Origin of the sequence: Corallococcus caeni (assembly GCF_036245865.1) — a bacterium.
Lineage (GTDB): Bacteria > Myxococcota > Myxococcia > Myxococcales > Myxococcaceae > Corallococcus > Corallococcus caeni.
Genome location: NZ_BTTW01000004.1, coordinates 190,408 through 216,350, shown reverse-complemented (window position 1 = coordinate 216,350; position 25,943 = coordinate 190,408). Strand labels below are relative to the sequence as shown.

At 73.1% G+C, this 25,943-nt stretch carries 17 protein-coding genes; 11 read left to right on the top strand and 6 right to left on the bottom strand.

Features of this window, described 5'->3' with window-relative positions:
- Window positions 1-77: 77 nt before the first annotated feature.
- Window positions 78-449, top strand: a complete 372-nt coding sequence (locus AABA78_RS19160) for a Spx/MgsR family RNA polymerase-binding regulatory protein (RefSeq protein WP_171413244.1) — start codon at window positions 78-80, stop codon at window positions 447-449.
- A gap of 70 nt (window positions 450-519) precedes the next feature.
- The gene (locus AABA78_RS19155; protein WP_338264482.1) at window positions 520-1,377 is read left to right on the top strand and encodes a GspE/PulE/PilB domain-containing protein; all 858 of its coding nucleotides are present in this window, start codon (window positions 520-522) and stop codon (window positions 1,375-1,377) included.
- A gap of 12 nt (window positions 1,378-1,389) precedes the next feature.
- On the opposite strand, the gene AABA78_RS19150 is transcribed toward AABA78_RS19155, so the two are convergent.
- Window positions 1,390-2,283, bottom strand: coding sequence for an SGNH/GDSL hydrolase family protein (locus tag AABA78_RS19150; protein ID WP_338264480.1), 894 nt, complete (start codon window positions 2,281-2,283; stop codon window positions 1,390-1,392).
- Between the two features lie 83 nt (window positions 2,284-2,366).
- Window positions 2,367-3,149, bottom strand: a complete 783-nt coding sequence (locus AABA78_RS19145) for an alpha/beta fold hydrolase (protein WP_338264478.1) — start codon at window positions 3,147-3,149, stop codon at window positions 2,367-2,369.
- A 245-nt stretch (window positions 3,150-3,394) separates the two neighbouring features.
- Here AABA78_RS19145 and AABA78_RS19140 point away from each other — a divergent pair, with 245 nt between their 5' ends.
- Window positions 3,395-3,760: an RNA polymerase sigma factor gene (locus AABA78_RS19140; RefSeq protein ID WP_207055503.1), complete on the top strand. Its 366-nt coding sequence runs from the start codon at window positions 3,395-3,397 to the stop codon at window positions 3,758-3,760.
- Window positions 3,761-3,781: 21 nt separating this feature from the next.
- Here AABA78_RS19140 and AABA78_RS19135 read toward each other — a convergent pair whose 3' ends face one another.
- Both AABA78_RS19135 and AABA78_RS19130 read right to left on the bottom strand, forming a co-directional pair.
- Window positions 3,782-7,489, bottom strand: coding sequence for an AAA family ATPase (locus tag AABA78_RS19135; RefSeq protein WP_338264475.1), 3,708 nt, complete (start codon window positions 7,487-7,489; stop codon window positions 3,782-3,784).
- 194 nt (window positions 7,490-7,683) lie between these two features.
- A complete protein-coding gene (locus AABA78_RS19130) occupies window positions 7,684-8,832 on the bottom strand; it encodes a hypothetical protein (RefSeq protein WP_338264473.1) in 1,149 nt (382 codons plus the stop codon).
- A gap of 347 nt (window positions 8,833-9,179) precedes the next feature.
- On the opposite strand from AABA78_RS19130, the gene AABA78_RS19125 reads away from it, so the two are divergent.
- Together AABA78_RS19125 and AABA78_RS19120 are read left to right on the top strand one after the other, a co-directional pair.
- The gene (locus AABA78_RS19125; protein WP_338264471.1) at window positions 9,180-11,210 is read left to right on the top strand and encodes a YgiQ family radical SAM protein; all 2,031 of its coding nucleotides are present in this window, start codon (window positions 9,180-9,182) and stop codon (window positions 11,208-11,210) included.
- Between the two features lie 88 nt (window positions 11,211-11,298).
- Window positions 11,299-11,796 (top strand): hypothetical protein, encoded by a 498-nt coding sequence (locus AABA78_RS19120; protein WP_338264470.1) that lies wholly within the window; start codon window positions 11,299-11,301, stop codon window positions 11,794-11,796.
- A 104-nt stretch (window positions 11,797-11,900) separates the two neighbouring features.
- On the opposite strand, the gene AABA78_RS19115 is transcribed toward AABA78_RS19120, so the two are convergent.
- A complete protein-coding gene (locus AABA78_RS19115) occupies window positions 11,901-14,960 on the bottom strand; it encodes a hybrid sensor histidine kinase/response regulator (protein ID WP_338264468.1) in 3,060 nt (1,019 codons plus the stop codon).
- Window positions 14,961-15,254: 294 nt separating this feature from the next.
- Here AABA78_RS19115 and AABA78_RS19110 point away from each other — a divergent pair, with 294 nt between their 5' ends.
- The 6 genes from AABA78_RS19110 to AABA78_RS19085 all read left to right on the top strand — a co-directional run bounded on the left by AABA78_RS19110 (window position 15,255) and on the right by AABA78_RS19085 (window position 24,958).
- Entirely contained in the window at window positions 15,255-16,235 is a 981-nt protein-coding gene (locus tag AABA78_RS19110; RefSeq protein ID WP_338264466.1) for a ChaN family lipoprotein, read from the top strand.
- A 112-nt stretch (window positions 16,236-16,347) separates the two neighbouring features.
- The gene (locus tag AABA78_RS19105; protein WP_338264464.1) at window positions 16,348-16,734 is read left to right on the top strand and encodes a hypothetical protein; all 387 of its coding nucleotides are present in this window, start codon (window positions 16,348-16,350) and stop codon (window positions 16,732-16,734) included.
- Window positions 16,735-16,753: 19 nt separating this feature from the next.
- A complete protein-coding gene (locus tag AABA78_RS19100) occupies window positions 16,754-17,293 on the top strand; it encodes a hypothetical protein (RefSeq protein WP_338264462.1) in 540 nt (179 codons plus the stop codon).
- A 163-nt stretch (window positions 17,294-17,456) separates the two neighbouring features.
- The gene (locus AABA78_RS19095) at window positions 17,457-18,644 is read left to right on the top strand and encodes a hypothetical protein (protein WP_338264461.1); all 1,188 of its coding nucleotides are present in this window, start codon (window positions 17,457-17,459) and stop codon (window positions 18,642-18,644) included.
- 169 nt (window positions 18,645-18,813) lie between these two features.
- On the top strand, window positions 18,814-23,775 hold the full coding sequence (locus AABA78_RS19090; protein ID WP_338264459.1) for a hypothetical protein: 4,962 nt from the start codon (window positions 18,814-18,816) through the stop codon (window positions 23,773-23,775).
- 49 nt (window positions 23,776-23,824) lie between these two features.
- Entirely contained in the window at window positions 23,825-24,958 is a 1,134-nt protein-coding gene (locus tag AABA78_RS19085) for an ADYC domain-containing protein (RefSeq protein ID WP_338264457.1), read from the top strand.
- A gap of 1 nt (window position 24,959) precedes the next feature.
- Here AABA78_RS19085 and AABA78_RS19080 read toward each other — a convergent pair whose 3' ends face one another.
- On the bottom strand, window positions 24,960-25,904 hold the full coding sequence (locus tag AABA78_RS19080; protein WP_338264456.1) for a sigma-70 family RNA polymerase sigma factor: 945 nt from the start codon (window positions 25,902-25,904) through the stop codon (window positions 24,960-24,962).
- Window positions 25,905-25,943 lie beyond the last annotated feature (39 nt).

Genomic DNA, 25,943 nt, shown 5'->3' with positions numbered 1-25,943 from the left:
CGGCCCGCCTGCCCTCCGGGCGGGGACACAGGCACCCGGCTGACTGTTCGCGAGCGCGGTCTGGTAGAAGCCCGCGCATGTCCGACGACCTCCTCGTGCTGGCGTACGCCGGCTGTGACACCTGCCGGAAGGCCTTGAAGTGGCTGGAGGCGCGGGGCGTCTCCCACCGGGTGCGCCCCATCGTGGACCAGCCCCCCACCGTGGCGGAGCTGCGCCAGTGGATCCCGAAGAGCGGCGTGTCCGTGCGCAAGTGGCTCAACACCAGCGGCCAGAGCTACCGCGCGCTCGGGAAGGCGCAGGTCGACGCGGCCTCCGACGCGGAGCTGATGGAGTGGCTCGCGAAGGACGGGAAGCTGGTGAAGCGGCCCGTGCTCGTCACGAAGGACGCCGTCACCGTGGGCTTCAAGCCGGAGGCCTACGAAGCGCTGTTCCCCCTTCACGCGTCTTGAGGGCAGGCGGGCGGACGGGCCCCTGGCCGACCGTCGTCGCGCGCGGAGCGGGTTGCCACGTTGAGTGGGCATGGAAATCGGATCCAGACGCCCGCTGGGGGAGATCCTCCTGGAGCTGGGAGTGCTCGACAAGGGCCAGCTCCGGTTGGGGCTGGTGCACCACCACGAGGTCCACGTCCCCCTGGGGCGCGCCCTGGTGAGCGAGGGCGTGTGCACGGAGGCGGACGTGCTGCGCGGGCTGGCCGTGCAGTTCGACGTGGACGCCGTGGACCTGGACCGGCACCCGCTCGACCGCTCCCTGACCGCGCTGGTGCCCGCGCGCATCGCCCGGCAGTACGGCGTCGTGCCGCTGGGGCTGGAGACGCGCGAGGACCGCGAGGTGCTCCACCTGGCCGTGCCCGCCCCGCTGTCGCTGGACGCGGTGGATGACGTGCGGGCCGTGTCCGGCAAGGCGCGCGTGGAGCCGCACCTGGCCTCCGACAGCGCCCTGTCCCGCGCGCTCAGCGCCCTCTACGGCATCCGCGAGACGGAGGGCCCCGCGCCCCAGCCGCGCCGGCCGGCCGTGCCCAGCCCGCCGCTGATGCTCTACGGCTGGCCGCCCGTCACCGCGGTGCTCATCTCCCGCACGCTGGCGCGCAACGGCATCACCTCACGCGTCGCCACGCCGCTGGAGGTGCTGCACACGGGTGAGAACGACGTGGTGCTCGCCCCCCTCCAGGCCATGGAGGGGCTGCTGGCGGGCGAGGTCCACATCGGGGCCGCGCTCATCGTGCACGGGACGTCCGACGACGAGGGCTTCGACCGGGCGCGGAAGCTGGAGGCGCGTGGCTTCCTGGCCAACCCGCGCGACGAGGAGCTGCTCCTGCGCGCCGTGCGCAGGCTGCGTCCGGACGCGGGCAGCGAGGACTCCTGGCCGCGCCACTCCTGAGCGCGCGCGGGACTACGGGGCGGCCGGAGGCACTACCGGGGCGGCCGGAGCCGAGGCCTGCAGCGCCGTCTTCACCGGCGGGGCGGCGGGGCGCGAGGTGTGCTGTTCCGCGGGCTCCGGGGTCTCCAGGCCCAGCGCGCCCAGCACCTCCGGGTACACCTTGTTCGCGAAGTAGCGCCCGCCGGCCACGGTGAAGTGGACGCCGTCCGTCATGCGCAGGCGCATGGGCTTGCGGAAGCCCTCCACACGAGCCTGCTTCAGCGCCTTGCCGCGCGCGTCGGTGAAGAAGGGCCGCGTCTCCAGGTGCACGGCGTCCTCGCGTCCGGCGACGACCTCGCGCTGCAGGTCGCGGATCAGCGTGAGCTTCTGCTCGAAGCGGTGGAGGCCCGTGGCGGGCAGCTCCAGCCAGACGATCTTGCGGCCCGGCGCGGAGATGGCGGTCACGAAGTCCGTCAGCCGCTGGCGGTACTCCCCCTGCCAGTCCGGCTTGCCCCAGGCGACGGTGGCGCGCCCCTGCCGCGTGTGCAGGGCCTGCCCGTCGTTGCCGCCCAGGATGACCACCACGACGTCCGGCTGGTGCTGCCGCACCTCCTGCTGACCGACCTCCAGCCAGTCGAAGAAGTCCGGGCGCGCGAGGCCGGTGGACGACTTCGCGCGGCGCTCGCAGCGGATCCGCGGGTGCGCGGCGAGCTGGTTCTGGAGGTACTCGCCGAAGCCCGTGGCGATGAGGCTGTCGCCCAGGAGCAGCACGGTGCGGCGGGGCGCGGGCGCCGGAGCGGCGGCCTGGGCCGGAGCGGTGGGCAGCACGGGCGAGGCGGTCAGCCCGGCAGCGGGTTGCGGCGCGGCCCGGGCCACCGTGGACAGGAACGCCAGGAAGAGGAGCGCGCGAAGAGGACGGGTCGACATCGGCGTAGGCGAAACTACTTCCCGCGCCCGCGTCCGTACACCCCCCCGCCGGGCCGTTGGATCCGTTGGCCGCGCGCGCCCTGTCAAGCCGCGGAGCCCACCTCCGAGGCCGCGAGCGCCGCGAGCCCCGCGGGCGCGAGCGCCTGGAGCCACGGCGTGAGCAGCCGCGCGCACTCCTCCGGGTGCGAGAAATAGGGCACGTGTCCCGCTCCGCGCAGCAGGTGCCGGGGCGTGCCTTCCGGCAGCGACGCGGCCAGCCGCTCCAGCGACGACGGCGGCACCAGCACGTCGCGGTCCCCCTGGATGCACAGGCACGACACCTTCAGCGGCCGCAAGTCCGGCGGCGGCGGCTCCGCGTGGATGGCGAACGCGCGCCGCAGCGTCGTCACGCGCTCCAGCGCCGTGGTGGGCACCACGTCCGCCACCTGCGCGGAGGGCACCGGCCGCCACGCCGCCAGCGACGCCGCGACGCGGCCAGGACGCCCCAGCACCGCGATGGGCCCCATCATCGCGATGAGCCGCCCACGAGGCCCCACCTGCGCCGTGCGCGTGAACGCGCCCAGGAACGCGACGCCGCGCGTCGCACCGCCCGCTGCCAGGTGCGCCGCTACCATGCCGCCAAAGGAGCTGGCCACCACCGCGTCCGAGGGCCCCGTGACGCGCAGCACCTGCTCCGCCAGGGCCCGCGCGCCGCACGCCGCATGCTCGCCCTCCGGGTACTCGACCAGGACAGGGCGCGCGACGTCCGTCAGCCACAGGGCGAGCTCGCGAAAGCCTGATCCACGGGCGCCCAGTCCCGGCAATAGGAGGACGCGAGGCCCCTCGTCATTCCCTCCAATGTCCGTCAGCTCCACCGTGCGGCGCATGGCCCCTGCCTTCCTTCTCAAGACGCGCCGGAGAACAACGCCGCCCCCCTGGGTCTGCCCGCGCCCACCGGGTGGCCCGCACGACCCATGGGCAGGCGCTGATGCCCCCGGTGGCTCGCCTGCCAGAACGGAGAGTGATACATGATTCATCCCACCACCCTTTTCCACCGACACGCTTTGTGGTGTCCGAAAGCCAAGGATTTTCGCGTCCAGCGTTCTGACAGCGTGGGGGCGAAGGGTTAAGAATGGTCACCGTGAATCTGCATGCCTTCGGGGAGTTTGTTCGCAAGCATCGTCCGGCCCTGGAGGTTCGGGCCGCGAAGCTCTGCGCAGGGAGCGCGGTCGACTCCACGGAGCTGGTGGGCGAGACGCTGGAGCGGGCCCTGTCCGTGTTCGAGCGGCTCCAGGACCAGGACACCGCGTCCGTGACGCAGTGGCTGGATGGCGCCATGAGCCGCTGCTTCGCGCGGATGGGCGGGCAGCTGCCGGATTCGCGCGCCGCGGCGCCGGATCTCCAGCAGACGTTCGACCTGCTGCGCGCGCGCTTCCGTGAGGTGTACGGGCAGCCGGCGTTCGGCAAGAGCGCGGGCGTCACCGGCTGGCGGATGTAACAAGTCCCCTGGCGCCCCGCTTCAGGGCGCTGGCGGGCGGTGGCCGGACAGCGTCTCCACGTAGGACGCGGCCACCCGCAGGAAACGGCCCCCCCGCACGCCGGTGAGGTACTGGCGCTTCATCGCGCGGGTGGCCCCCACGTAGAACATCGCGCGGCGGATGCGTTCGTTCTCGCGGTCGTTGCGCTGGCGCGCTCCGGCCATCCACGCCTCGATGGAGTCCAGCGCCTCCAGTCCCGCGAAGAAGACGACGGGGCACTCGTGGCCCTTGCAGGAGAACACCGTGGTGGCGCGCACGTGGTCCACGCCGCTCACCCGGAAGTCCGCCGCGTCCCGTCCGCCCTTGCCGCCGTAGGCCTCCGCGGGCACGCCCGCCTTGCGCAGCGCGTCCGTGAACGACGCGGGCATCACCGGCGCCACCACGAGGATGTCCCCCGGGTGGACGCCCTCCTCGCGCACGAGCCGGGCAATCTCCTTGGCCACCCAGCGCGCCTCGCTGGTGCTGGAGGCGAAGTCCTTCACCTGGGGCAGCACGCCGCCGCGCTCGGTGGACTGCACGCGGTAGAGGCCCTCCAGCGTCTCCTCCGGCAGCCACAGGAGCCGCTCGCGGGCCAGCTCCCCGGCCTTCATGTATTCGCGCATGCCGGGGTCGGTGACGCGGTGCTGGCGCAAGGGGTCCAGCACCACGTTGAAGGCCACGTCGAGGATGTCGCGCGTGGCGCGGAAGGTCTCCTTGAGCACGCGGGTGCGGCCGCGGAAGGACAGCCCTTCGGGGAGCTGCTCCTTCAGGTGGTCGATGGGCACCTGGCCGTAGACGTTCTGCGAGTCGTCCATGAACAGCTGGAAGCAGCGCGACTCGCGCCCTTGCGCGTCCACGCGGGGGCGCACCAGCGCGTGCAGGGAGGCCAGGCCCCTGGCGTCCATGTCCTGCGCCTCGTCCACGAAGACGGCGTCGAAGGCGTGGGGCTCCAGGCGCCGGAGCGCGCCCACGTGCTTCACCGTCACCTGGGCGCGCAGCGGCCGCGCCTGCTCCGGGCCCGCGCGCACGGTGAGCGCCTCCAGGAGCAGCTTGTCCACGAGCGGCGCGAGCGAGCGGTTGTAGAAGGACACCAGCACCCGGGCGCGCGGGTTCTCCAGCAGGTAGCGCGCGGCCCAGTGCGCCAGCACGTACGTCTTCCCGCTGCCGGCCACGCCGCGCACCAGGTGGTGGCCGTCGTCGAAGCGGCGCTCGAAGAGGGACACCTGCTCCTGCGTGAAGAGGGGTCCGGTGTCCTTGCCGCCCGCGATTTCTCCGCCCAGCCCCATGGGCACCAGCGGCGGCGGAGGCGGCGGCGGGGGACGCGGCTGGGTGGCCAGCAGCTCCAGCTTCGGCGGCGTGCCGGCGTGGACGCGCACGCGGGGGAGCAGCGACAGGAAGCGCGCGGGCACCGGGGAGGCGCGGGCCTCCGCGCGCGAGGCGAGCACCAGCAGGTACTCCTTCGCGCGGCTGGCGGCGACGTTGAGGATGGGCACCAGCGTGTGCGGCGGGAACGGCCGGCCGCCGGCCACCGTGTCCACCATCACCACGTCGTACTGGGTGCCCTGCTGGCGGTGGATGGTGGAGGCGCTGAACATGTCGTGGCGCAGCCCCGCCGCGTTGCCCAGCTTGCGCAGGAGCGCCGCCTGCGCGCGGTAGGGCGTCACGCACAGCACGGTGAGGCCCAGGCGCACGGCCTGGCGGGCCAGCGTCACGGCGAGCTCCGCGGACAGCTCGCGCTGGTAGCCGGAGCCCGTCTCCCCGCGGCCGTGCGTGAGGCGGCGGTCGTCGCGGCTCAGGCCGTCCAGCACCAGCCACATCGCGCGGGCCGGGAAGGCGGGCACGGGCGGGGGCTTCAGGGCCCGGTCCTTCACGAGGTCGCCGTCCTCCAGCGCGCCGCCGTAGCAGAAGTGGCTCACCACGCGGGCGATGTCCGGGTGCATGCGGTGCTGGGTGCGCAGGAGCAGCACGTCCGGGCGCTCCGCGTCCTTCACCGCGTCCTCCAGGTGGGACAGGGCGCTGGCGCGAAGCCACAGCTGGGTGCCCTTCCCCGCCCCTTCCGCCGCGCGGCTCACGGGGCCGATCTGCTTGGGGTCCCCCGCGAGCGTCACCTGTCTGGCCAGCGGGGCGAGCAGCGCGGTCGCGGCGCGCGTCACCATGCCGGCCTCGTCCACGACGAGCCGCTGGAAGGTCTCCTCGCCCTCGAGCTCCGACACGAGCCGCAGGGCGCGGTGCACGGTGAGCACCATGAGGGGACTGTCGCCCTTCTCCGCCTCCTTGAACGTGGGGTCCTTCACGCGGCCGCGCAGCGTGCGCAGCTCCGCCTGCATGCGGGCCAACTCCGGCGCGGCGCCGCCCCGGGCGCGCTCCAGGGTGAGCTCGCGCTCGCGCTCCTGGATGGTGTTGAGCAGCTTGCTCGTCTTGGTCTCCTCGAGCGCCACGGTGGGCAGCCTGGAGAGGGCCTCGCTGGCGCCGGTGCCGCCCCGGAAGATGCTGCGGGCCAGGGGGCGGAGCGGGATGGGGTCGCGCTCCAGCAAGGCGCTGACGCGCATGACCAGCTCGTCCGCGGCGCGGTTGGTGGGGGCCACCGCGAGGATGCGCTCGTTGGGGTAGGCGCGCAGGGCGCGGGCGATGAGGTCCGCGACGGCCGTCGTCTTACCGGTGCCGGGAGGCCCCCAGATGCTGCCCCACGGCTGGCGCCACAGCCGGTCCACGGGGATGAGCTCCGCGTCGCGGGGCGAGGGCGTGGACGGGAGGAGCTCGCCCTTCGCGCGTGACAGCGCGGTGGTGAGGGCGGGGACGCGGTCCTCGTAGGCGGAGGCCGCCGCGCAGAGGGCCTCCGCGAAGTCGTAGGGCCGGTAGCACCAGCGCTCGCAGGAGAGGACGCGGCGGTCCAGGTCCTCGCCGGAGTCGGAGGAGGCGAAGACGCGGCCGGATTCGAAGTCCAGATGGACGATGTTCCCGGCGAAGACCAGCTCCTCGCCCAGGAAGCCGAGCAGCGAGCCACCGGACCAGTCCGGATCCGACGCGGGGACGGGCACGAGTCCCAGCACGCCGGGCCCGGCGAAGCCCACCTCACGGGCCTCCTGGAGCCGCTGCGCGCGGTACTGGCTGCGCTCGGCCACCAGCGCGTCGCGCAGGTCTTCGGGGAGATAGGTCGGGGCGACCCACTGCTCCCGGCGGCGCCCGGAGGACACGGCGGCCTGCATGGCCTCGCGCTCCGCGGGGGTGACGTCGCCGGAGGCGGAGACGTCGCGGGCCGGTGCTTCCTCGGGAGGACGCGCGTCGGCCGGATCATCCACGCGGATGAGGTTCGGCGCGGGCGGCTCCGGTGGGCGGACCGGCAGTGCTGCGCCCGAGGGCTCCGGTGCGGGACCTGGGGCTTCGTCACCGGGAACGGCCGGACGCACGGGCAGCGCGCGGTTCACGCGGTGGGAGTTCGGCATGGACGCGAGCGCCGCGGAGTCCAGCGCGCGGAAGGTCAGCGTCTTCGGCCGGGACACGCTCCGGGCCGGCTTCGGCGCGGGCGGTGCGTCCTCCGACTCCGACTCCACCGGGGGCCAGGACGAGCGGACCCGGAGCACGGGCGCGGACTGGCCCGCCTGGACGTCGGTGTCGTACTCCACGCGGAGCACGGGCATGAGGCCATCCGGAGCACGCTCGTCCCGCGGCGCCTCCCCCTGACCCGACTCCTCGTCCGTCCTGCGCATCATACGGGGTGCTCGCGGCACGGGCCCTTCCTCACCTCGGAAGTGGCGCTGCCGGGAAGCCGGCCAAGCTAGGGGAGGCGTCGATCCCCGTCAACGCACGCGCAGGCTCCCTCGCACGCCTGCACCCACGGTGAAGCCCGGGCCGCGCACACTCGCGGACCCGGGCCGTCATCCACCGCTTAAAAGCCCCGCGGGGACTACAGCAGCGGGCAGAGCAGCCCGCCGCCCGTGCCCGCCGGGCAACCCGTGCCCTGGCAGTACGCGGGACCCACGCCCACGGAGAGGACGCCCTGGAGGCTGGGCACCTTCACCTTGCAGCTGCCCAGGGTCGCGTTCCCGGACGCGTCCGCCACCGAGTACACCACCGTGTAGACGCGACCGTTGCCCAGCAGGCTGGACTCCGCGCGCAGCTGCGCGGACTTGCGGTCCGCGCTCAGCACGATGTCCTTGCACTTGAAGAGGGCCAGGCTGAACAGCGCGTCCTCGGTCTCGTCCGACTCCACGCGGACGATGGAGCCCGCCTGCTGCAGGTCCAGCGTCCCGCCGCAGGTGTCCACCGCCGGCTGCGCGCAGTCCGCCAGCGTCACCGTCTTGTAGTCCGCGCCCAGCGAGCGCGGCAGCACCAGGTTCTTGCTCGCCCCGGCCACCGGCGCGGTCGCGTCCACCACCGTCACCGTGGCGGAGCACGAGGCCGAGTCCATCCCGTCCGACACCGTGAGCGTCACCGGCGTCGTGCCCACCGGGTACACGCCCGCGGGGCTGTACGCGAGGCTCAAGGGCTGCGGGAAGCCGTCCGGATCATACGAGCCGTTGTCGATGGACGCCGTCGCGCCGCACGACGCGTCCGCCGTCACGGTCACGTTCTGGCACAGCGCCACCGGCGCCTGGTTCACCAGACAGCCGCCACCGGCCGCCAGCGTCACCGACCCGGTGTTGTTCTCCTCGCTGTCCTCCGGGAAGAAGTTCGCGTGGTCCGCGACCACGAACAGCCGCTGCGCGCCCTCCGGCACCTGCACCGCGACCTCGAACGCGTAGCGCTCCTTGCCCACCAGCCAGGGCACGTTCACCGTCGCCAGCAGCGTGCCGCCCTGGGCCGGGTCCCCGGCGTAGATGCCCGCCACCGACGGGTCGATGCCCGTCGGCGCCTCGTTGACGATCGCCCCCGTCACCGTCGCCACCGTGCCGTCGTTGCACGTCACGCCCAGCCCGGACACCGACAGGTCGATGCCCGTGTGCAACGCCGACCGGGCCTCGGCCACGGCCGCGCCCTCCTCCGCGGACTCGGTACCACAGCCACCCAGCAGCAACAGGGAGGCGAACAGCGAAAGCGGACGGCGCAAGGACATGACTGTCTCCAAGACAGGGCGGTGCCAGATGAGGGGAAGGCGGAACCCGACGCCAGACAATGACAGCCAGGGCCCGTGAACAGTCTTTGCCACGAACGGAGTATTCTAGCAATACGGGCAAAGCTGTACCCAGGTCCAGGTATACACAGACACCCCATTGAAGCTCCAATGACCCTGTCGTCTGCCTTTGCGAGGAGTCGAGAAACAGCGCACGGACCGTCTGGGTTTGGACGGCCTGGCGGGTTGCCGTTCCCCCGGGGGGCAGGAGGGCGGGCGGCCGTCGCAGTGGACAGCGCCCGCCCTGATGGGGTTGGTTGGGCCCTCCCCCGCTGTTGAGGGGCACGCCCATGGCCTCCATCTCCCCGCGCTACGCCCACCCGTTCCTACCCGTGACCCGTGCCGACATGCAGGCCCGGGGGTGGGAGCAATGCGACATCATCATCGTGAGCGGCGACGCCTACGTGGACCACCCGGCCTTCGGCCCGGTGCTCATCGCCCGCTTCCTGGAGGGGCGGGGCTTCAAGGTGGGGCTCATCCCCCAGCCGGACTGGCACTCGGCGGAGCCCTTCAAGGCGCTGGGGCCGCCGCGCCTCTTCTTCGGGGTGGCGGCGGGCAACCTGGACTCGATGCTCAACCGGCTGACGGCCCAGAAGAAGAACCGCTCCGAGGACCAGTACAGCCCGGGCGGACGCACCAACTGCCGGCCGGACCGCGCCTCCATCGTCTACGCGCAGCGCTGCCGCGAGGCCTTCCCGGACGTGCCGGTGGTGCTGGGCGGCATCGAGGCCAGCCTGCGCCGCATCGCGCACTTCGACTACTGGAGCGAGAAGGTGCGCCGCTCCATCCTCTTCGACGCCAAGGCGGACCTGCTGGTGTTCGGCATGGGCGAGCGGCCCATCTGGGAGATCGCCGACCGGCTCCACCGGGGCGAGCGCATCGAGGACCTCACGGACATCCGGGGCACCGCGCGCCTCATCAACGACGCGGCGATGAAGGCCCTGGAGGCGGACCCGGCGAAGCGCGCGGCGGACCGCGACAAGGTGGTGGTGCTGCCCTCCTACGAGGAGGTGGTGGCGGACACGCGCGCCTTCGCGGTGATGAGCCGGGACTTCCAGCTGGAGACCAACCCCGGCAACGCGCGCGCCATCGCGCAGCGCCACGGCAACCGCGCCATCTACATGAACCCGCCCGCCCGGCCGCTGGAGGACGGCGCCGGACAGAAGCCCGGGGACACGTCCACGGTGGCCATGGACGAGTTGTATGACCTCAAGTTCAACCGCGTGCCGCACCCCATGTACAAGGAGCCCATCCCCGCCTACGAGACGGTGAAGCACTCGGTGGTGCTGATGCGCGGGTGCTTTGGCGGCTGCACGTTCTGCTCCATCACGGAGCACGAGGGGCGCGTCATCCAGAGCCGCTCCGCGCAGAGCGTGCTGCGCGAGGTGCGCGAGGTGCGGCGCATGGGGGACTTCCGGGGGACGATCACCGACCTGGGGGGCCCCACGGCGAACATGTACAAGCTCAAGTGCAAGAGCGAGGACATCGAGAGCCGCTGCCGCAAGCTGTCCTGCGTGCACCCGGGCGTGTGCGAGAACCTCCAGACGGACCACGGGCCGCTCATCTCGCTGATGAAGCAGGTGCGCGAGGAGCCGGGCATCAAGCACGTCTTCATCGCGAGCGGCGTGCGGTACGACCTGGCGGAGCGTTCGCCGGAGTACGTGAAGGAGCTGGCGGCGCACCACGTGGGCGGCCAGCTGTCCGTGGCGCCGGAGCACGTGTCGCCGCGCGTGCTGGAGAAGATGAAGAAGCCCGGCATCGAGAGCTTCGAGCGCTTCCAGAACATGTTCGCGTGCGCCAGCGAGGACGCGGGCAAGGAGCAGTACGACATCGCCTACTTCATCAGCGGGCACCCCGGGTCCACGCTGGAGGACATGGTGATGCTGGCGCAGTGGCTGAAGGAGAAGGGCAAGCGCCCCCGCCAGGTGCAGGACTTCATCCCCACGCCCATGTCGGTGGCCACGGCCATGTATTACACGGGCCTGGACCCGCTGAAGATGGAGCCCGTGTACACGGCGAAGGGCCTGCGCGAGAAGCGGCTGCAGAAGGCGCTCTTGCTCTACTGGAACCCGGAGCACTGGCCGCTGGCGCGGGAAGCGCTGCGGCTCGCGGGCCGGGAGGACCTCATCGGCCGGGGGCCCAACGCGCTGGTGCCGCCGGAGTCCGCCGCGGAGGCCGCGCGCCTGCGCCGCGCCGCGAGCGCCGAGCCCCAGCCACAGGAGGGGCTGGCGACGAACGCGTGGCCCCGTCCGGTGCAGCCGCGCCCGTCGGGACGCAACAACGCGGGCCGCACGCCGCGTCCGGGGCCTCGCGGGCGGTAGGGGCCCCTGGCTTTCGCTCCGGGGGCGGGCTCGGGTATAGGGTGCGCCGCCTTTCTTCACGCGGCCACACCGCCGGAGCCACACCGCCATGCCCAGGACTTCCCAGGAGCAGTCGCAGGAGCGTCACGCGTTCCTGCTCGACCTCTTCCGCAACCAGCCCGACCTGAGCCGCCAGGACGCCCTGGACAGCTTCAAGGACCGCTTCGGCGCGACCATCAACCTGCGCACGTTCAACGAGCTGCGCGAACAGGCGAAGAAGGAGCTGGCGTCGCAGCCCGCCGCTCCGGCCGCCCCCAAGGAGGAGCAGGACGTGGACATGCAGGACGAGCGGTCCGAGGTGACGGCGGAGGACGCGGGGACGCTGCTGAAGGCCGCGGCGGCGCCGGAGCTGCACAGCGGTGCGGCGCCCGCGAAGAAGCCGAAGGCGAAGGGCCCGGGCGCGCGCAACGTGTTCGTGGACGCGTCCGCGGAGCAGCTCCAGTTCCTGGAGCGCGTGGTGCAGCAGCTCCAGGAGGCCGGTGCCGCCAACCTGCGCATCGACCACGCCACCGACCGGTGGATGGTGCTGGTGGTGGATTCCAAGTAGTCCTTCGGGCAGTCAATGCCAGACATGAGGCCCGCCTCCCTCACATGGGGAGCGCGGGCCTGCTTGCTTCATGAACGGCGCAAAGACAGACCCGAAGCAGCAACTCAAGACGGGTTTGACATGGACGGCAGGAACGGTGACGTCGAGCGCGGGCCGTCCAGGGGCAATGTCACCGTGAAGGTGGCGCCGCCCCCTGGCGTCTCGGACACGCCGACGCTGCCTCCGTGGGCCTCCACCACCTGCCGGGCGATCCACAACCCCAGGCCCAGGCCTCCGAAGTTGCGCACGGACACCGCGCGCTCGAAGCGCTGCCAGATGCGCTCCCGGTCTTCCGGACGCACGCCCATGCCGTGGTCCACCACCGTCAGGCGCGCGAGCGGGCCGTCCTGCTCCACGAGCACCTCCACCGGCTTGCCCGGCGCGTACTTCATCGCGTTGGACAGCAGGCTGCGCACCACCTGCGCCAGGCGCTCCCGGTCCAGGCGGACCGGCACCGGCCCCTCGCTCCGCAGCGTCAGGACACACCCCGCCCGCGTCAGCTCCTCCTGCTGCCGGGCCACGACGTCCGTCACCAGCGCGCTGAAGTCCTCGTCCTCCACCGTCAGCAGCGGAGGGCCGGCGGTGAGCTGCGACACGTCCAGCAGCGTCTCCACGATGGTGACCAGCCGCTGCACCTGCCGCCGGGTGTCGAGGAAGCGCTCGCGCAGCTCGGCTCGCGCGTTCGCATCCAGACCGCGCTCCAGCCGTTCCAGCTGGAGCCGGAACGCCGCCAGGGGCGTCTTCAATTCGTGGCTCGCGACGGACAGGAAGTCGTCCCGCGCGCGCACCGCCTCCTCCAGCACCACCTCCCGCGCCGCCAGCGCCGCCACGTCCCGGCGCACCCGCGCCATCTCCAGCTGGGTGCGCACCCGCGCGGACAGCTCGCGCGCGGAGAAGGGCTTCACCAGGTAGTCATCCGCGCCCGCCTCCAGCCCCTCCACCGACGCCTCCTCCCCTGCCCGCGCCGACAGCAGGATGAAGGGGATGGCCCGCAGCCGGGGGTCCGCGCGCAGCTCCCGCAGCAGCCCGAACCCACCCAGGCGCGGCATCATCACGTCGCTCAGCACGAGGTCGGGGGGATGCTCGCGGATGGCCTGGAGCGCGGCCATGCCGTCCTCCGCCGTCTCCACCGTCACCACCCCGGCCAGCAGCCCGGTGATGTACGTGCGCAGGTCCGCGTTGTCGTCCACCACCAGCACCCGCGCGGAGGCGTCCGGGAGCAGCGGCGGCGCGGCCCCCCGCGGGCCCTGCGGTCCGGGCTCCGGCGCGACGGGCGGGGGAGGCGTGCGCAGCCACCCGCGGATCTCCTCGACGAAGGGGGAGACGCTCTCCGCGCTGGAGCGCAGGGCCTCCTTGCCCTCGGGGACCACCTGTTCGCGCGGCAGGTGGTGGTGGCCCAGGGGCACCGCGACGCTGAAGGTCGCTCCGCTGCCGGGCTCGCTCGTCACGCCCACGGAGCCGCCGTGCAGCTTCGTCAGCTCCTGCACGAGGCTCAGCCCGATGCCGCTGCCCTCGTGGCTGCGCGACCGGGCGTTCTCCACGCGGTGGAACCGCTCGAAGATGTGCGGCAGCTCCGAGGCTGGGATGCCATTGCCGGTGTCCCGGACCGTCAGCCGCGCGCGGCCCGCGTCCTGGACCAGCCGGACGTGGACGCCTCCCTCGAAGGTGAACTTCATCGCGTTGGAGAGCAGGTTGAAGACAACCTTCTCCCACATCTCGCGGTCCACCCACACCGCTTCCGGCAGGGGCGCCAGGTCCACCGTGAGGACCAGCCCGGCGCGCTTCGCGATGGACTCGAAGTGGCTCACCAGCTCCGCGGTGAAGGCGGACAGGTCCGTGGGCTGGAAGGCCGCGCGCACGCGTCCGGCCTCCGTGCGGGTGAAGTCGAGCAGCGTGTTGACCAGCTTGAGCAGCCGGCTGGCGTTGCGCTGCACCAGGGACAGCCGCTCGGCCTGCCGCGGCCCCAGGGGCTCCGCCGAGTCCGACAGCGCGTCCTCCACGGGCCCGAGCATCAGCGTCAGGGGCGTGCGGAACTCGTGGCTCACGTTGCTGAAGAAGGCCGTCTTGGCCCGGTCCAGGGCCGCGAGCTGCTCCATCCGCTCCTGGGCCTCCTGCCGCGCGCGAGCGCTGGAGGCGGCCGTGGCCAGGGCCCCCGCCACCAGCTCGAGGAAGCCCCTGTATTCCCCCGCGGGGTTCAGGAACGGGCTCAGGCCCGCTACCAGGAAGCCCAGGTCGCGGTCCCCTTCCGCGTGCGGCAGCGGCAGCACCAGGGCGGGCCGGGGCGGCTCCGCGACGTCTGACGGCAGCGGCGCCGCGAGCCACCCATTCACGTCCTCCACCCACGGCGTCTGGCGCGTGCCCGCCGCCGGAGCCAGGAGCGCTCCCGCGAGCCCTCCGTCCCGCGGCGCGCGCAGGTCGATGGACGCGGGCACCGCCGGGCCCCGGGCGCCCATGCCGGTGGAGCCCACGAGCGAGGCCCGCGTCCCTTCCGCGTCCGTGACGTAGAGCCAGGTGAAGGGCAGGTCCGCGGGGTTCTCCGCCAGGGCGTCCAGGCCGGCCCGGCACGCCTCCTCCACGGAGCCCGCGCCGCTGGCGCGCTGGGAGAGGAGGTGCAGCGTGCGCAGGCGCCGCTGCCCCAGGACCTGCCCCGTCGTCTCCAGGGCCGGCGTGTAGAAGCCCACCACCGCGCCGTCGTCGTCCAGCACCGGGGTGTAGGACCAGGTGAAGTAGGCCTCCTCGGCGGAGCCGTTGCGCAGGATGGGCAGCGACTGGCTCTCCGCCCAGTTCGCCTGCCGCGTGCGCTCCAGGTCTTCGAACATGCGCCCCAGGTGGGGCCACAGCTCCGGGAAGACGTCGCGCAGCGGCCCCAGCGCGTGGTGCGGGTGCTTGGCGCCCATGATGGGGATGCCCGCGTCGTTGTAGAGCTGCACGCGCTCCGGTCCCCAGTAGATGAACATGGGGAAGCGCGTCATCAGGCACATGCTCACGAGGGTGCGCAGGGTGGACGGCCACGACGTGATGGGGCCCAGCGGCGTCCCGGACCAGTCCCGCTCCAGGATGAGCCGCCCCATCACGCTGCCGCCGCGCAACACGGCCAGCCATCCTTCGGGACACGGCGCGGCCACGGCGTCTCCCACCGGCTCCGGAGCGTTCTGTTCGTTCGTCGGACGGCTCAGGAGAGGCTCGTGGGTGCGGGACGCGTGGATGAAAAGACCTGGGGTGGACGTAGCGAGCCGTTCCCCCCACTTCAACGCTGGAATCCGACAGGACCGCGCATTCCGTCGCCTACCGAGCAGGGCTTCTCAGCGGGGGCTCCTCGAACCTGCCCACCGCTTCCTCATGGGAGCAGGCGTGTCCGGCAGTGCAAGCGATGGCTTTTCCAGCGGGCAATGCCGACAGGGGCCGGGTGAGATGCCGGAATGACGCGAATCCCTTTCATCCTCGTCCTCGCGCTGTCCCTGGGCTGCGCCAGCCGCCAGCAGCCCTCCCCCACCGCCGCGCGCGAGTGGGCCACGACGCTGCACCGCGATCACCCGCTGGTGGGGCGCATCTGGGACGTGGCGGCGGGCCGCTTCGTGGACGAGAGCGCCCTGCGCGCGGCGGTGGTGCCCGCGCGCTTCGTGCTCATCGGTGAACGGCATGACCACCCGGACCACCACCGGCTCCAGGCGGAGCTGGTGCGCGCGAAGACGGACGCGGGCCAGCGCCCCGCGCTCGCCTTCGAGATGCTGGACGTCACGCAGCAGCCCGCCGTGGACGCGGCGCTGAAGGCCCGGCCGGAGGACGCGGAGGGCCTGGCGAAGGCGGTGGACTGGGCGAACAGCGGCTGGCCCGCCTTCAGCCTCTACGAACCCGTGTTCACCGCGGGCCTCCAGGCGCACCTGCCCATCGTCGCCGCCAACCTCCCCCGCGCGCAGGTGCGGGCGCTGGTGATGAAGGGACCGGAGGCGCTGCCTTCCGACCTGCGCTCGCGCCTGGGGCTGGAGGCGCCCGTGCCCGAGGCGGAGGCGGAGGCGGTGCGCGAGGAGCTGGACCGCTCGCACTGCGGACAGCTCCCTCGGGAGATGCTGGAGCCCATGGCGCTGGCCCAGCGGGCGCGCGACGCGATGATGGCGGACCGGCTGCTGGAGACCGTGCCCGCGGACGGCGCGGTGCTCATCACCGGCAACGGCCACGTGCGCAAGGACCGGGCCGTCCCCGCGCACCTGGAGCGCCGCGCGAAGGACGTCCCGGTGCTGAGCGTGGCGCTGCTGGAGGTGTCGCCGGAGGCGCTGAAGCCCCAGGACTACGCGGCCGCGGCGGACGCCTCCGCCCTGCCCTACGACTACGTCTGGTTCACGCCCGCGGTGCCGGAAGACGACCCGTGCAAGGCGCTGCGCGAGCGCAACACCAGGCCGTAGGTCCCAATGCCTCTCGGGTTCTCATGCCTCGGGACTGCCGCGCGAAGCTCGCGGCGATGTCAGGCCCTGTTGCTATGAGAATTCTTAGCAACAACAACCCTGGAGACACATCATGTTCAAGAAGAAGATTGCCCTTGCGCTGGGTCTGGCCATGCTCGCGGGAAGCAGCACCGCCTGGGCCGGGGGTCAGAGCGCGTACCCCCTCGTCATTGACTCGGCGACCAACAGGATCATGGGAAGCCTCGGGAGCGTCCGCAACAGCGCGAACAGCCTCGAATCCCTCGACATCGTCATCCAGGCCGGAAACGGCTTCACCGTCGCCGTCATCTTCGCGCAGGACTCCACCGCGGCGGTGGCGATCTGCAACACCTCCAACAAGGACATGATCGAGGTCCTCAAGGCCGCTACGTCGGACGCCTTCATCGATGTGACCCACGATGGCTTGGGTACCTGTACCCACGTCGAGGTGCGGAACGCCTCCTTCCTGGAACCCAAGTAGGCCCCTGGGAGAACGGACCATGACGATGGCATCCAGGGGTTTGTACCTGGCGGCGCTCGTGGCGTCCGCGGGCGCCGGCTTCGGCATGGCCCGCTGGACCGAGCCGCCCGCGGTGGCCACCACGGACGCGGAGCTCTCTCGCCGGCTGGAGGGAGTGGAGCGGGAGCTGCGTTTCTTGAGACAAGGCCTGGAGGGCCCTTCCCGCCCGGCGCCAGTGGCCGTGGCGGGGCTGGACGCAAGGGCACTCCAGGAGGACGTGCGCCGGGTGGTGCGGGAGGAGCTCCAGACCGCGAGGGACGACGCCAGGGCGGAGGCCACCTCGGAGCGGCCACGGCAATCCGTGTCCATTCCAGCGGACAACCTGGAGGCCTTCGCGAAGGCCCGCCGCGTCCTGGAGGACAGCATCAAGTCCCGCACCTGGGGCGACCGGGAGCGCGGTGAGTTCGTCGCCCTGCGCGACAAGCTGACCCAGCCCCAGTTCCATGAGCTGTTCCAGAAGCTCGCGGTGGCCATCAACACCCAGCAGGTGCGCGTCACGACGCGCGGCTCCCCGTTCTGAATCCATCCTGAACGCAAGGAATGCGGCGGCAACAGCAGTCCCGCCGCAATGTCGAATCGGATTGCCAATCACAGACGAAATCACCCACCAGCACTTCATCCAGAGCTCCCGGATTGGCTGTTCCCCCCGGGCAGCCTCAAACCCATACATTGAGAGAATGACAATGACGACTCGAAGCCTCGGGTTTCGTGCGTGGCGTTGGAGCGCCGTGCTGAGCATGGCGCTGACGGGCTGTGCCGTGGAGCCGCAGCCGCGGGAGGAGTCCCCCGCGCAGGAGCAGCTGGAGGCGGTCCAGCAGCGGACGCAGGCGCTCACCCCGCCCGCGGGGTGTACGGAGATCACGATGAATGACCTGGCGAACGGCATCCAGCTGACGCCGGTGAAGTATGGCAGTCAGCCGACCTACCAGGGCACGTTCGGGTCCTTCGGGGACCCGGCGGTGGCGGACAGCGCGCTCATCCGGCTGGACGTGAACACGGCGCCGGGCCTGCATGACCTGGCGGCGGGTGGCGGCAACCTCTTCACCTGCGAGCAGTGCGTCTACGGCTACCAGGACGCGGGGACGACCGGCCAGAAGCTGTTCGTGGCGGACTCCGGTTCGCTGCTGCTGGCGCTCAAGGTGTCGCCGCAGCAGACGGTGGGCGCGCTCTACAACGTGACGCTGCGCGAGTCGGTGAACGCGCCGCCGCTCAGCGCCCCCTACAAGGGCAGCGCGGTGGTCCCGGGCGGGGCGTGCAAGTGGATCCGCTACGCGACCTGGAACACCGTGCGCTCGCTGGGTTGTGATCCGCGCCAGGGCTCGCTGACGGCGAACCTGCCGGGTCACACCTGCGTGGCGGACGACTACTTCGCGGATGACGGCACGCTGGAGAAGTCGGAAGGGACGAAGACGCAGGGCGCGGCGTGCACGTCCACGCCCGCCGTGGAGACCCACCACCCGGCGACGACGGACTGCGCGCAGGGCTTCGCGTGCACGGACCTGCTCTCGGACGAACCGCAGTGCCTGAAGACGTGCGACCCGATGGCCGCGGTCCCCGGCTGCCCCAGCGGCACCCTCTGCGGCGTCTACGGCCTGTGCATCGAGCAGTCCGTCCTGGAGCCCATCGGCTTCGCCTTCGACCCCGCGCTGATTGGTGAGACGTGCAGCGGGGGCTTCACGGAGTTCTGCGGCGTCGAGGGCGCCCGCGGCGTCTGCGCGGACGTGACGGGTTCGGGCCAGGCCACCTGCCTGCGCTACGCGCGCGCCCGGTCGGACTGCGGCGCGGGCGAGGAGCTGGGCTTCGTCAACTACCCGCTCTCCGGTGGCGGTTACGACCGCGGCAGCGGCTTCTGCTACCACGACGGCCTGTAGGACGGACGTGGTGGGAGGGCTCCAGACAGCCGCGAGGTGACTGTGTCTCCAGGGCCGGCGTTCCAGGGGTGGGGGGACCTGTATGCTGGTGTCCATGCTCTGCCCTGCCTGTGCGGAACCGCGCGCGACCGACTCCGGGCCCCTGTGCCCGGAGTGCGGCGCCGCCCTCGTGCCCGCCACCGGACGGCACCTGGATGACTTCGTGCTGGCGCGGATGCAGCGGCGGCTGGAGCGCTGGCGCTTCGATGGGTTGTTGGACCCGGCCACGGCGGACCGGCTGGAGGCCTCGCTGCTGGCTCCAGCCGAGGCCGTCGTCATGGTTCCGGAGGTGCCCGAGCCTCCGCCGGTCGCGGTCCCGGAGACACCTTCGGCGGACTCCGCGGCTCGCGTGGAGGCCTGGGCGGATGGCGTCGCGCACTCGCTTCGCCGCGCGGGCGGGTGGCGTCCGGGGTGGCTGGCGTCGCTCGCGCACTCCCTGGACGAGACGGCCCGGGCGGAGCGGGAACAGGCGGCACGGCGGCGCGCGGCGGCCCTGGACGCGGGCGAGTCCTCCAGCGAGGAGGACCTGGGCTCGGCGCTGGGCTCCGGACAGGCGCTGTTCGCCCGGGGGCACCTGGACTCGATGGGGGGCGGCGGACTGGAGGCGGTGCTCGCGCTCGACGAGGGTGACAACCCTCCCCGTCTTCATGAGTACATCTGGTGGTTCCTGGGCGCGGTGCTCGTGCTGGGCGGCTCGCTCATGGGCGTGCGCGAGGCGTGGCGGGCGCTCGGCGGGGTGCCCCGGCAGTTGATCGTCACGGGCGCGCTCCTGGGCTACCACGCGGCCTTCATCGGGCTGGGCACGTTCCTGGCGCGGCGCTCGCGGTCGGCGGGGCGGGTCCTCGCGGCCATTGGCCTTGCCCTGCTGCCGGTGGTGTTCATCGCGCTGTCGGCGCTGGTGGCGCTGGAGCCCGGGCTGGGCGTCCCCACCGCGATTGGCGTCGCCGCTGTCGCGCTCGTTCCGCTGAGGGCCGCCGGGCGGCTGTGGCATGGGACGTCCGCGACGTCCCTCGCGGTGGCGCTGTTCCCCTCGCTCCTGGCGGGGCTCCCGTTGATGGGCTGGGACGACGCGCCGTGGCCGAGGGTGCTGTGCGCGTTCGCGGGCGTGGTGGCGCTCGGGGCTTCGGTGTGGCGGGCGCGGGCGGCGGACGCGGGCAGGGCTTCGTTCGTCGGCGTCGGCGCCGCCTTCTATGGCGCGCTGTGGCTGGCGGTCTTCTGCGTGGCGAGCGGCCCCTCCGGGTTCCAGGCGCTGGAGCCGGGGAGCGCCCTGTTCGCGGGCCTCGTGCTCTGGGCGGTGGCGCTGGGCGCGGTGGTGGCGGTGGCGTCGTCCTCGGAGGCCGTCCGGGCGGCGTATCCCCGCGCGGCCCCGGTGTTCGAGACGCTGGCGCACGCGGTGGTCGCCAGCGGTGCGCTCGCGGGGGCCCTCGGAGCCTTCTCGACCTTCCCGGGCGAGCAGCCCTGGGTGGACGTGGCATCCGTCTGCGCGCCCTTGCTGGCTTCGCTCGTCTTCTTCCTGCTGGAGTTCCGGCGCAGGGCGTTGGTGCATCCGGCCGTCATGGCCGCGCTGCTCGCGGGGGCGCTGGTCGCGCACAACCAGGCGCCTGGCACGCCGGCGTGGTGGTGCTTCGGCGTCGCGGTGGTGGCGTCCGGGCTGCTGCTCCTGGCGCGCATGACGGACTCCGGCGTCCTGCGCAACCGACTGCTCGCGTGGGGCGTCGTCGCCTCCCTGGCGACGATGCCCGCCTTCTCGGTGGTGGCCTGGACGCAGGGCACGGACCTGCCCTGGCCCCGGGCCCTCACGGGTGCGGTCATCGCGGTCGCGGCCCACCTCGCGGGGCGGTGGAGGTGGCGGGGGCTCCACTACCTGGGCGGGGTCGCGCTGCTCTTTGGAGGGCTCGCGGCCGTGGGCGCGCCCCGGTGGCTTGATTCCAGCGCGGCGAGCCTCTGCGTCTTCGCGCTCGCGGCGGTGCTGTACGGCCTGGGTGGGTGGGCGCAGTCCGCGTGGGCGGAGCGCCAGGGCCTGCGTGACGCGCTCCGTCCCCTGGAGGACCTGTCGCTGGGCATCGCCGCGCTCGGGGTGGTGCGGGCCCTGGGTGTCGCGCCCGTGCTGCCGGATGCGCTCGCCCAACTCACGGGGTTCCATGCGGCGCTGCTCGCCTGCGCCCCCACGGCGGTGGCGACCGGCGTGCTGTTGCTCCGCGTCCGGCGCGAGGGCAGCCGGCTCGTGAGCTTCCTCGCGGCCACGGGGCTCGCGCTCACGGTGTCCCAGGCCCTGGGCACGGTCTCCGACTTCGGCTCGGCGCGGGCCGCCCTCGTGTCGTCGGGCCTGGGCTTCGGGTTCGCGCTCCTCGCCCTGCTCCGCGGCCGCGACGTGGAACGGGCGAAGGGCCGGCGGATGCTGGACGTCCTCCCCCTGCCGTTCGGCGCGCGGGGACGTCCGCTCTTCACGGACGGCTTCGCGGGCGCGGCGCTCGTGCAGGCCCTCTTCACGGTCGTCACGCTTCTCAACTGGTCCCTCCTGCCCACCAGCGCCGAGCGGCCCGAGGCCCTGCTCGCTGGAGCCCTGCTCACGGCCGGCGCGCTCCTGGCGTTCGTGTCGCGCGGCTTCGTGGCGTTCGCCCTGCGAGGTTCGGTGGGGACGCTCGCCGCGGGCGGCGCGTTCATCGCGCTCACCGGGGTCGTCAATCGCGCGGGCCGGCCGCTTCCGCCGGACGTGAGCGCCTGGCGCCTGCCGCTCATCGGCATCGCGCTGTGGGCGCTGGCGTTGGTGCTGCGGCGCGTGGGGCCGTGGGTGGGCCAGCGCCTGGAGAAGCCACGGCACGGGCCGCTGTACCACGCGGTGCCGCACCTGGGCGTGGCGGTGCTGGCCGCGCTGCTCCTGCGCTCCGCCTTCATCGTGGGGTTGCCGGGTCCCTCCCGCGCGCTGGGCCTCGTGCCGCCGCTCCTGGTGCTGGGCCCGGCGCTGCTGGCGGTCCTGCTCGCGGCCTCGTTCCGCTCGCGCTTCCTGGCGCACCTGGGCCTTCTGCTGGGGCTTCCCGGCGCCGCGCTCTGGGCCGCGCAGCAGTCGCTGCTCGGAAGCCCGCTGGTGGCCCTGCTGCCTCCGAACGGGCAGTGGATCCGCGCCACGGCGGCGCAGCGGATCAGCCCATCGCTGAGCTGGCTGCACCCGGACGCATGGATGCCCCCCGGCACCACCGAATTCCTCCTGTGGCAGCACGCGTTCGCGGGTGTCGCCGCCGCCGGGCTCGTCTACGCCGGGTTCGCGGTCGCGGTGGCCCGGGTGGACGCGGGACGCGCGTTCTTCCGGCGGCTCCTGTCCCTGCGGCCGGATGAGGGGCCAGGTCCCTTCCTCCAGGCCCTGCGCCGGGAGACCCTCACGGCCGTGGCGCTCGTGGTGGCGGCGGCCTTCTTCCAGCCCGGCCTGACCGCGGCGGAGCTCCTCCTCGCCACCGGTGCCGTGCTGTTCGTGGGCGGTGCGCGCGGGCCCGGGCGCGGCGTCGTGGGCGTGGGCCTGCTGCTGCTCGTCCATGCCCAGGCCCACCTGGCGCCGAGCATCGAGACCTGGCCGGGGCCCACGCTCGCGCTGCTGGGGCTCGCGGTGGTGGTCGTCGCGCCGTGGCTCGCGAAGCGGCGGGGCCATGACGAGGGCCGGACGCGGCTTCGCGCGCACCTGGCCGTGCTGCCCTGCTTCGCGGCGGCGCTGCTGTATGCGCTGGCCGTGACGGGGGACACGTCCTCGACGGTGGCCGTTCCCGTCCTCGTGTGGCGGATGTTCGAGGGCCTGGGCGGGACGTGGATGCTCTCCGCCGCGCTCCCCCTGACGCTCGGGCTCCTCGCGGCTGCACTCCTCGTGGCGGCGTTCCAGTGGCGCGGGGCGCTCGCCGGGGTCATCGCGGGGCTCGGGACGATGGTGGCCGGAGGCGCCGTCGTCGCCACGGGGATGGTGCTCCTGTCGCAAGCCATGGCGCCCGCGTACCGGTCCCTCTTCACCGTATCCGGGGCCATGCTGGCGCTGGCCGCGGCGGGGAGCGCGTTGTCCCTTCACGTCGCCCGCCGCGCGACGTCGCGCCGCCGGAGCGATGTCGCGGGGGGCATGGGCTGGGGCCGCGACCTGTGGCTGGTGGCGAGCGCGGCGCTGCTCGCGGCCGTGGCCCTGGGTGGCCGGGCGTCGGAGGACGTCCTGCCCGTGGCGCTCGCGGCCATCGGGGTGGCGGTGGGCGTGGCCCTGCATGCCGCGTGGCGCGAGCACACGGGCCGCCACGTGTACTTCGTGCAGGTCGCGGTGGTGGGCGTCTACGCGCTGGTGCGCGGGCTGTACGCGCAGGGCCTGCGCCCCGAACATGACGCCCTCTTCGCGCTGTCGCTGGGCTTCGTCCTCGTGGGCGTGACGGTGCTGGCGCGCAGGGCGGGCGTGCGCCCCGTGGAGCAGGCGACCCGGCGGTTCGCGGCGCTGCTGCCCATCGCGGTGGCGCTGGTCCTCCCCGGCGACGCGACGGGCGAGGCCGCCCTGTTCGCGGGAGGCTCCGGCCTGCTGTACGCGGCGCTGGGCGCGGTGGAGCGCAGCCGGATGTTCGGCGCGTTCGCGGCGGCCGCCTGCAACCTGGCGCTGCTGCTCGCCGCGCTCGCGTTCGGCCTGGAGGGGCTGGAGGTGTACCTGGCGCCGCTGGGGCTGCTGCTCCTGATGATGGGACAGCTCTTCACGTCCAGCCTCCCGCACGCGGCGCGCAACGCGGTGCGCATCCTGGGCGGGCTGCTGCTGTACGTGCCCGCGGCGGCGAAGCTGGCGGCCCGGATGGGCGATTCAGCGGATGGGACGTACGCGGTTGTCTTTGGCGCCGTCTGTCTTCTGGGGGTGGCGGTGGGCATGGCCTTGAGGATCCGCGCCTACCTGGCCCTGGGGACGCTGTTCCTCCTGCTGGACGTGGTGGCCAACCTGCTCGACGCGGGGCTCCGGGACCACCGCATCGGCTTCCTGGTGATGACCCTGGCGGGCCTGAGCATCGTCACCGGGCGCGTGATGGCGACCCTCAAGCGGCGGGAGTGGGAGCTGCTGCTGGGGCGCGTGCGCGTCCAGCTGCGTGGGTGGGATTGAGGCCCCGGACCGCCCCCACCGTGGGGCCTCCGGGGCACGGACGGATTCCGTGCATCGTTTCGCTCCCCGGGGGCTCCTGGGAGACGTGAACGCGTCCTTCAAAGCCCTGCCGGTGTGCCTGTTCCTGCTCCTGACCGCGCGTGTCCAGGCCGCACCGCCCGTCGCGCCGAAGCCCGGGCCCGCGCGGTCCGTGAGCGGCCCGTCCGACGCCGAGCGCTACGCGCGCCGCTGCCAGTCCCAGACGGCCCAGCGCATCGCCCGGCCCCAGGGGACGATGCTGTGGGGCACCAAGCGCAGCTGGGACGCGGAGAAGCCGTCGGACGAGCGCACCAGCGTGCTCGTGTCCGTGGCGCTGGACTCCCCCCGGCAGGCGGAGGCCGGGGTGAAGGCCCTGCGCTTCGAGGGTGGCCGACTGTGGGCGGTCCCCGCACCGGAGACCGGGGCGACGGCCAGCGACGTGGTGGGCACCGTGCTCCAGGGCACCGCCAGCGACGGCAAGCCCGTGGAGGTGGCCATCTGCGGCGCGGAGCCCGCGGCGGATGATCCGGGCCGGGTCTTCTACCGCATCGAGGCCTGGAACACGGTGGCGCGCGAGTGGGAGAACCCCTGTGTCGCGCTGGACCGCTCCCCCGCGCCCCGGGCGCTCGCGGTGGGCGGCGTGTGGGACGCGAGCGGGGCCCACGCCGACGCTCCGGACCGCGTCACCTTCGCGTGTGAGAACGGCGCCATCTCCAAGTGCATCCTCTGGGGCTACGCGCCCTGGGCCTCACGCGACGGGCAGTCGCTGGCCGGGCTGCACCAGGCGTGCACCCGGCTGGCCCGCGCGGACTACTGCGGCAACGGCCGCAGCCACACGCGCCAGGACACCACCATCGACATCTATGACCGGATGGGCGTGCTGGAGCGCGCGACCGAGGTGACGCGGGAGTGGGACCCGGCGAAGGGGTCCTTCGAGGCGGCCTGGGCCCCCGACGGCGCCACCTGCCTCTCCCGCACGCGGGATGGCCGCGCGCTGGACCTCATCCTCCAGGAGTGCCCCGGCCGGTTCCAGCCGGACACGGGCAACGCGGGCGAGGCGAGCGAGCACTGCACGGTGCGCCGCGGCGACGTGCAGCCCGGGGCCGCGCTCCTGCGCAACCTGTCCTACGGGCCTGCGAAGGCGGACCCCGCGCGGGAGCGGTAGGTCAGCCCTCGGACGGCGGCTCGCGCTTCTCGTCCAGGAGCTGGCTCAGGGTCAGGTCCAGCTGGCTGTCCACGAAGGCGATGAAGCTCTGGAAGTCCTCCGTGGAGAGGCCCAGCTGTTCCTGGAGGCGGCGCCGGGTCTCCGCGTAGACCTGCTGCTGCACCCGCTTGAGCCAGCGGGAGATGGTGGACTGGTTGACGCGGAAGAGCGGCGCCATCTCATACGTGGAGAGCCGGTCGGCGAAGTGGAGGCGGAGCAGATGGCGATCCTCGGCCGACAGCGTGGAGGCGGCCTCGCGCACGGCCTGGCGGAAGGCCGCGTGGTGGCGGCGCTTCATCACGTCCAGCTCCGGATCCAGGCCCTGCGCGGGCAGCGCCTTGAACAGCTCCTCCGCGTCGTCCTCCGTCGAGGGCTTCTCCTGGCCGCGCAGCTTGTTCGCGATGCGCCCGGCGATGACGACCACCCAGCTCAAGAGGCCGCCCCGCCCGGTGTAGTCCGCGATGGCGGGCGCGTGTCCGGCGTTGGCCACCAGCAGCTTCACGCCCACCCGCTGGCGGACCTCGTCGATCATCGCGTCGGGCTGGCGCAGGCCGCGCAGCCGCTCCGGCAGCCGGGCCAGGTAGTGGCGCTCCAGGGCCTCGTGCGCGGCGGAGTGGCCCTGGAGGCACGCGCACGCGAGGTACAGCTCCGCCAGGGCCAGGCCGGAGACGAGCGGCGCGATGGGGGCGGTGGGGCTCGCCGGGGGGAGCCGCTCCGCGACGTGGGTCACGAAGCTGGCGGCGGGCAGCGCGATCCCGGGCCAGCGGGCCTGCGCGTCCTCCCAGGCGCGCGACAACAGGGCGTCGAGCGCCGCGAGGTCCTCCGGCGAGGGGGGCACGAAACGCGTCTTCGTGTGCGAGAGGAAGGTCGCGGCCAGTGCGGGCACCTGGGACATGCGCAGGGCCATACCATGACACGCCCCCGGCCCGCCCCCCACGCACGCCGC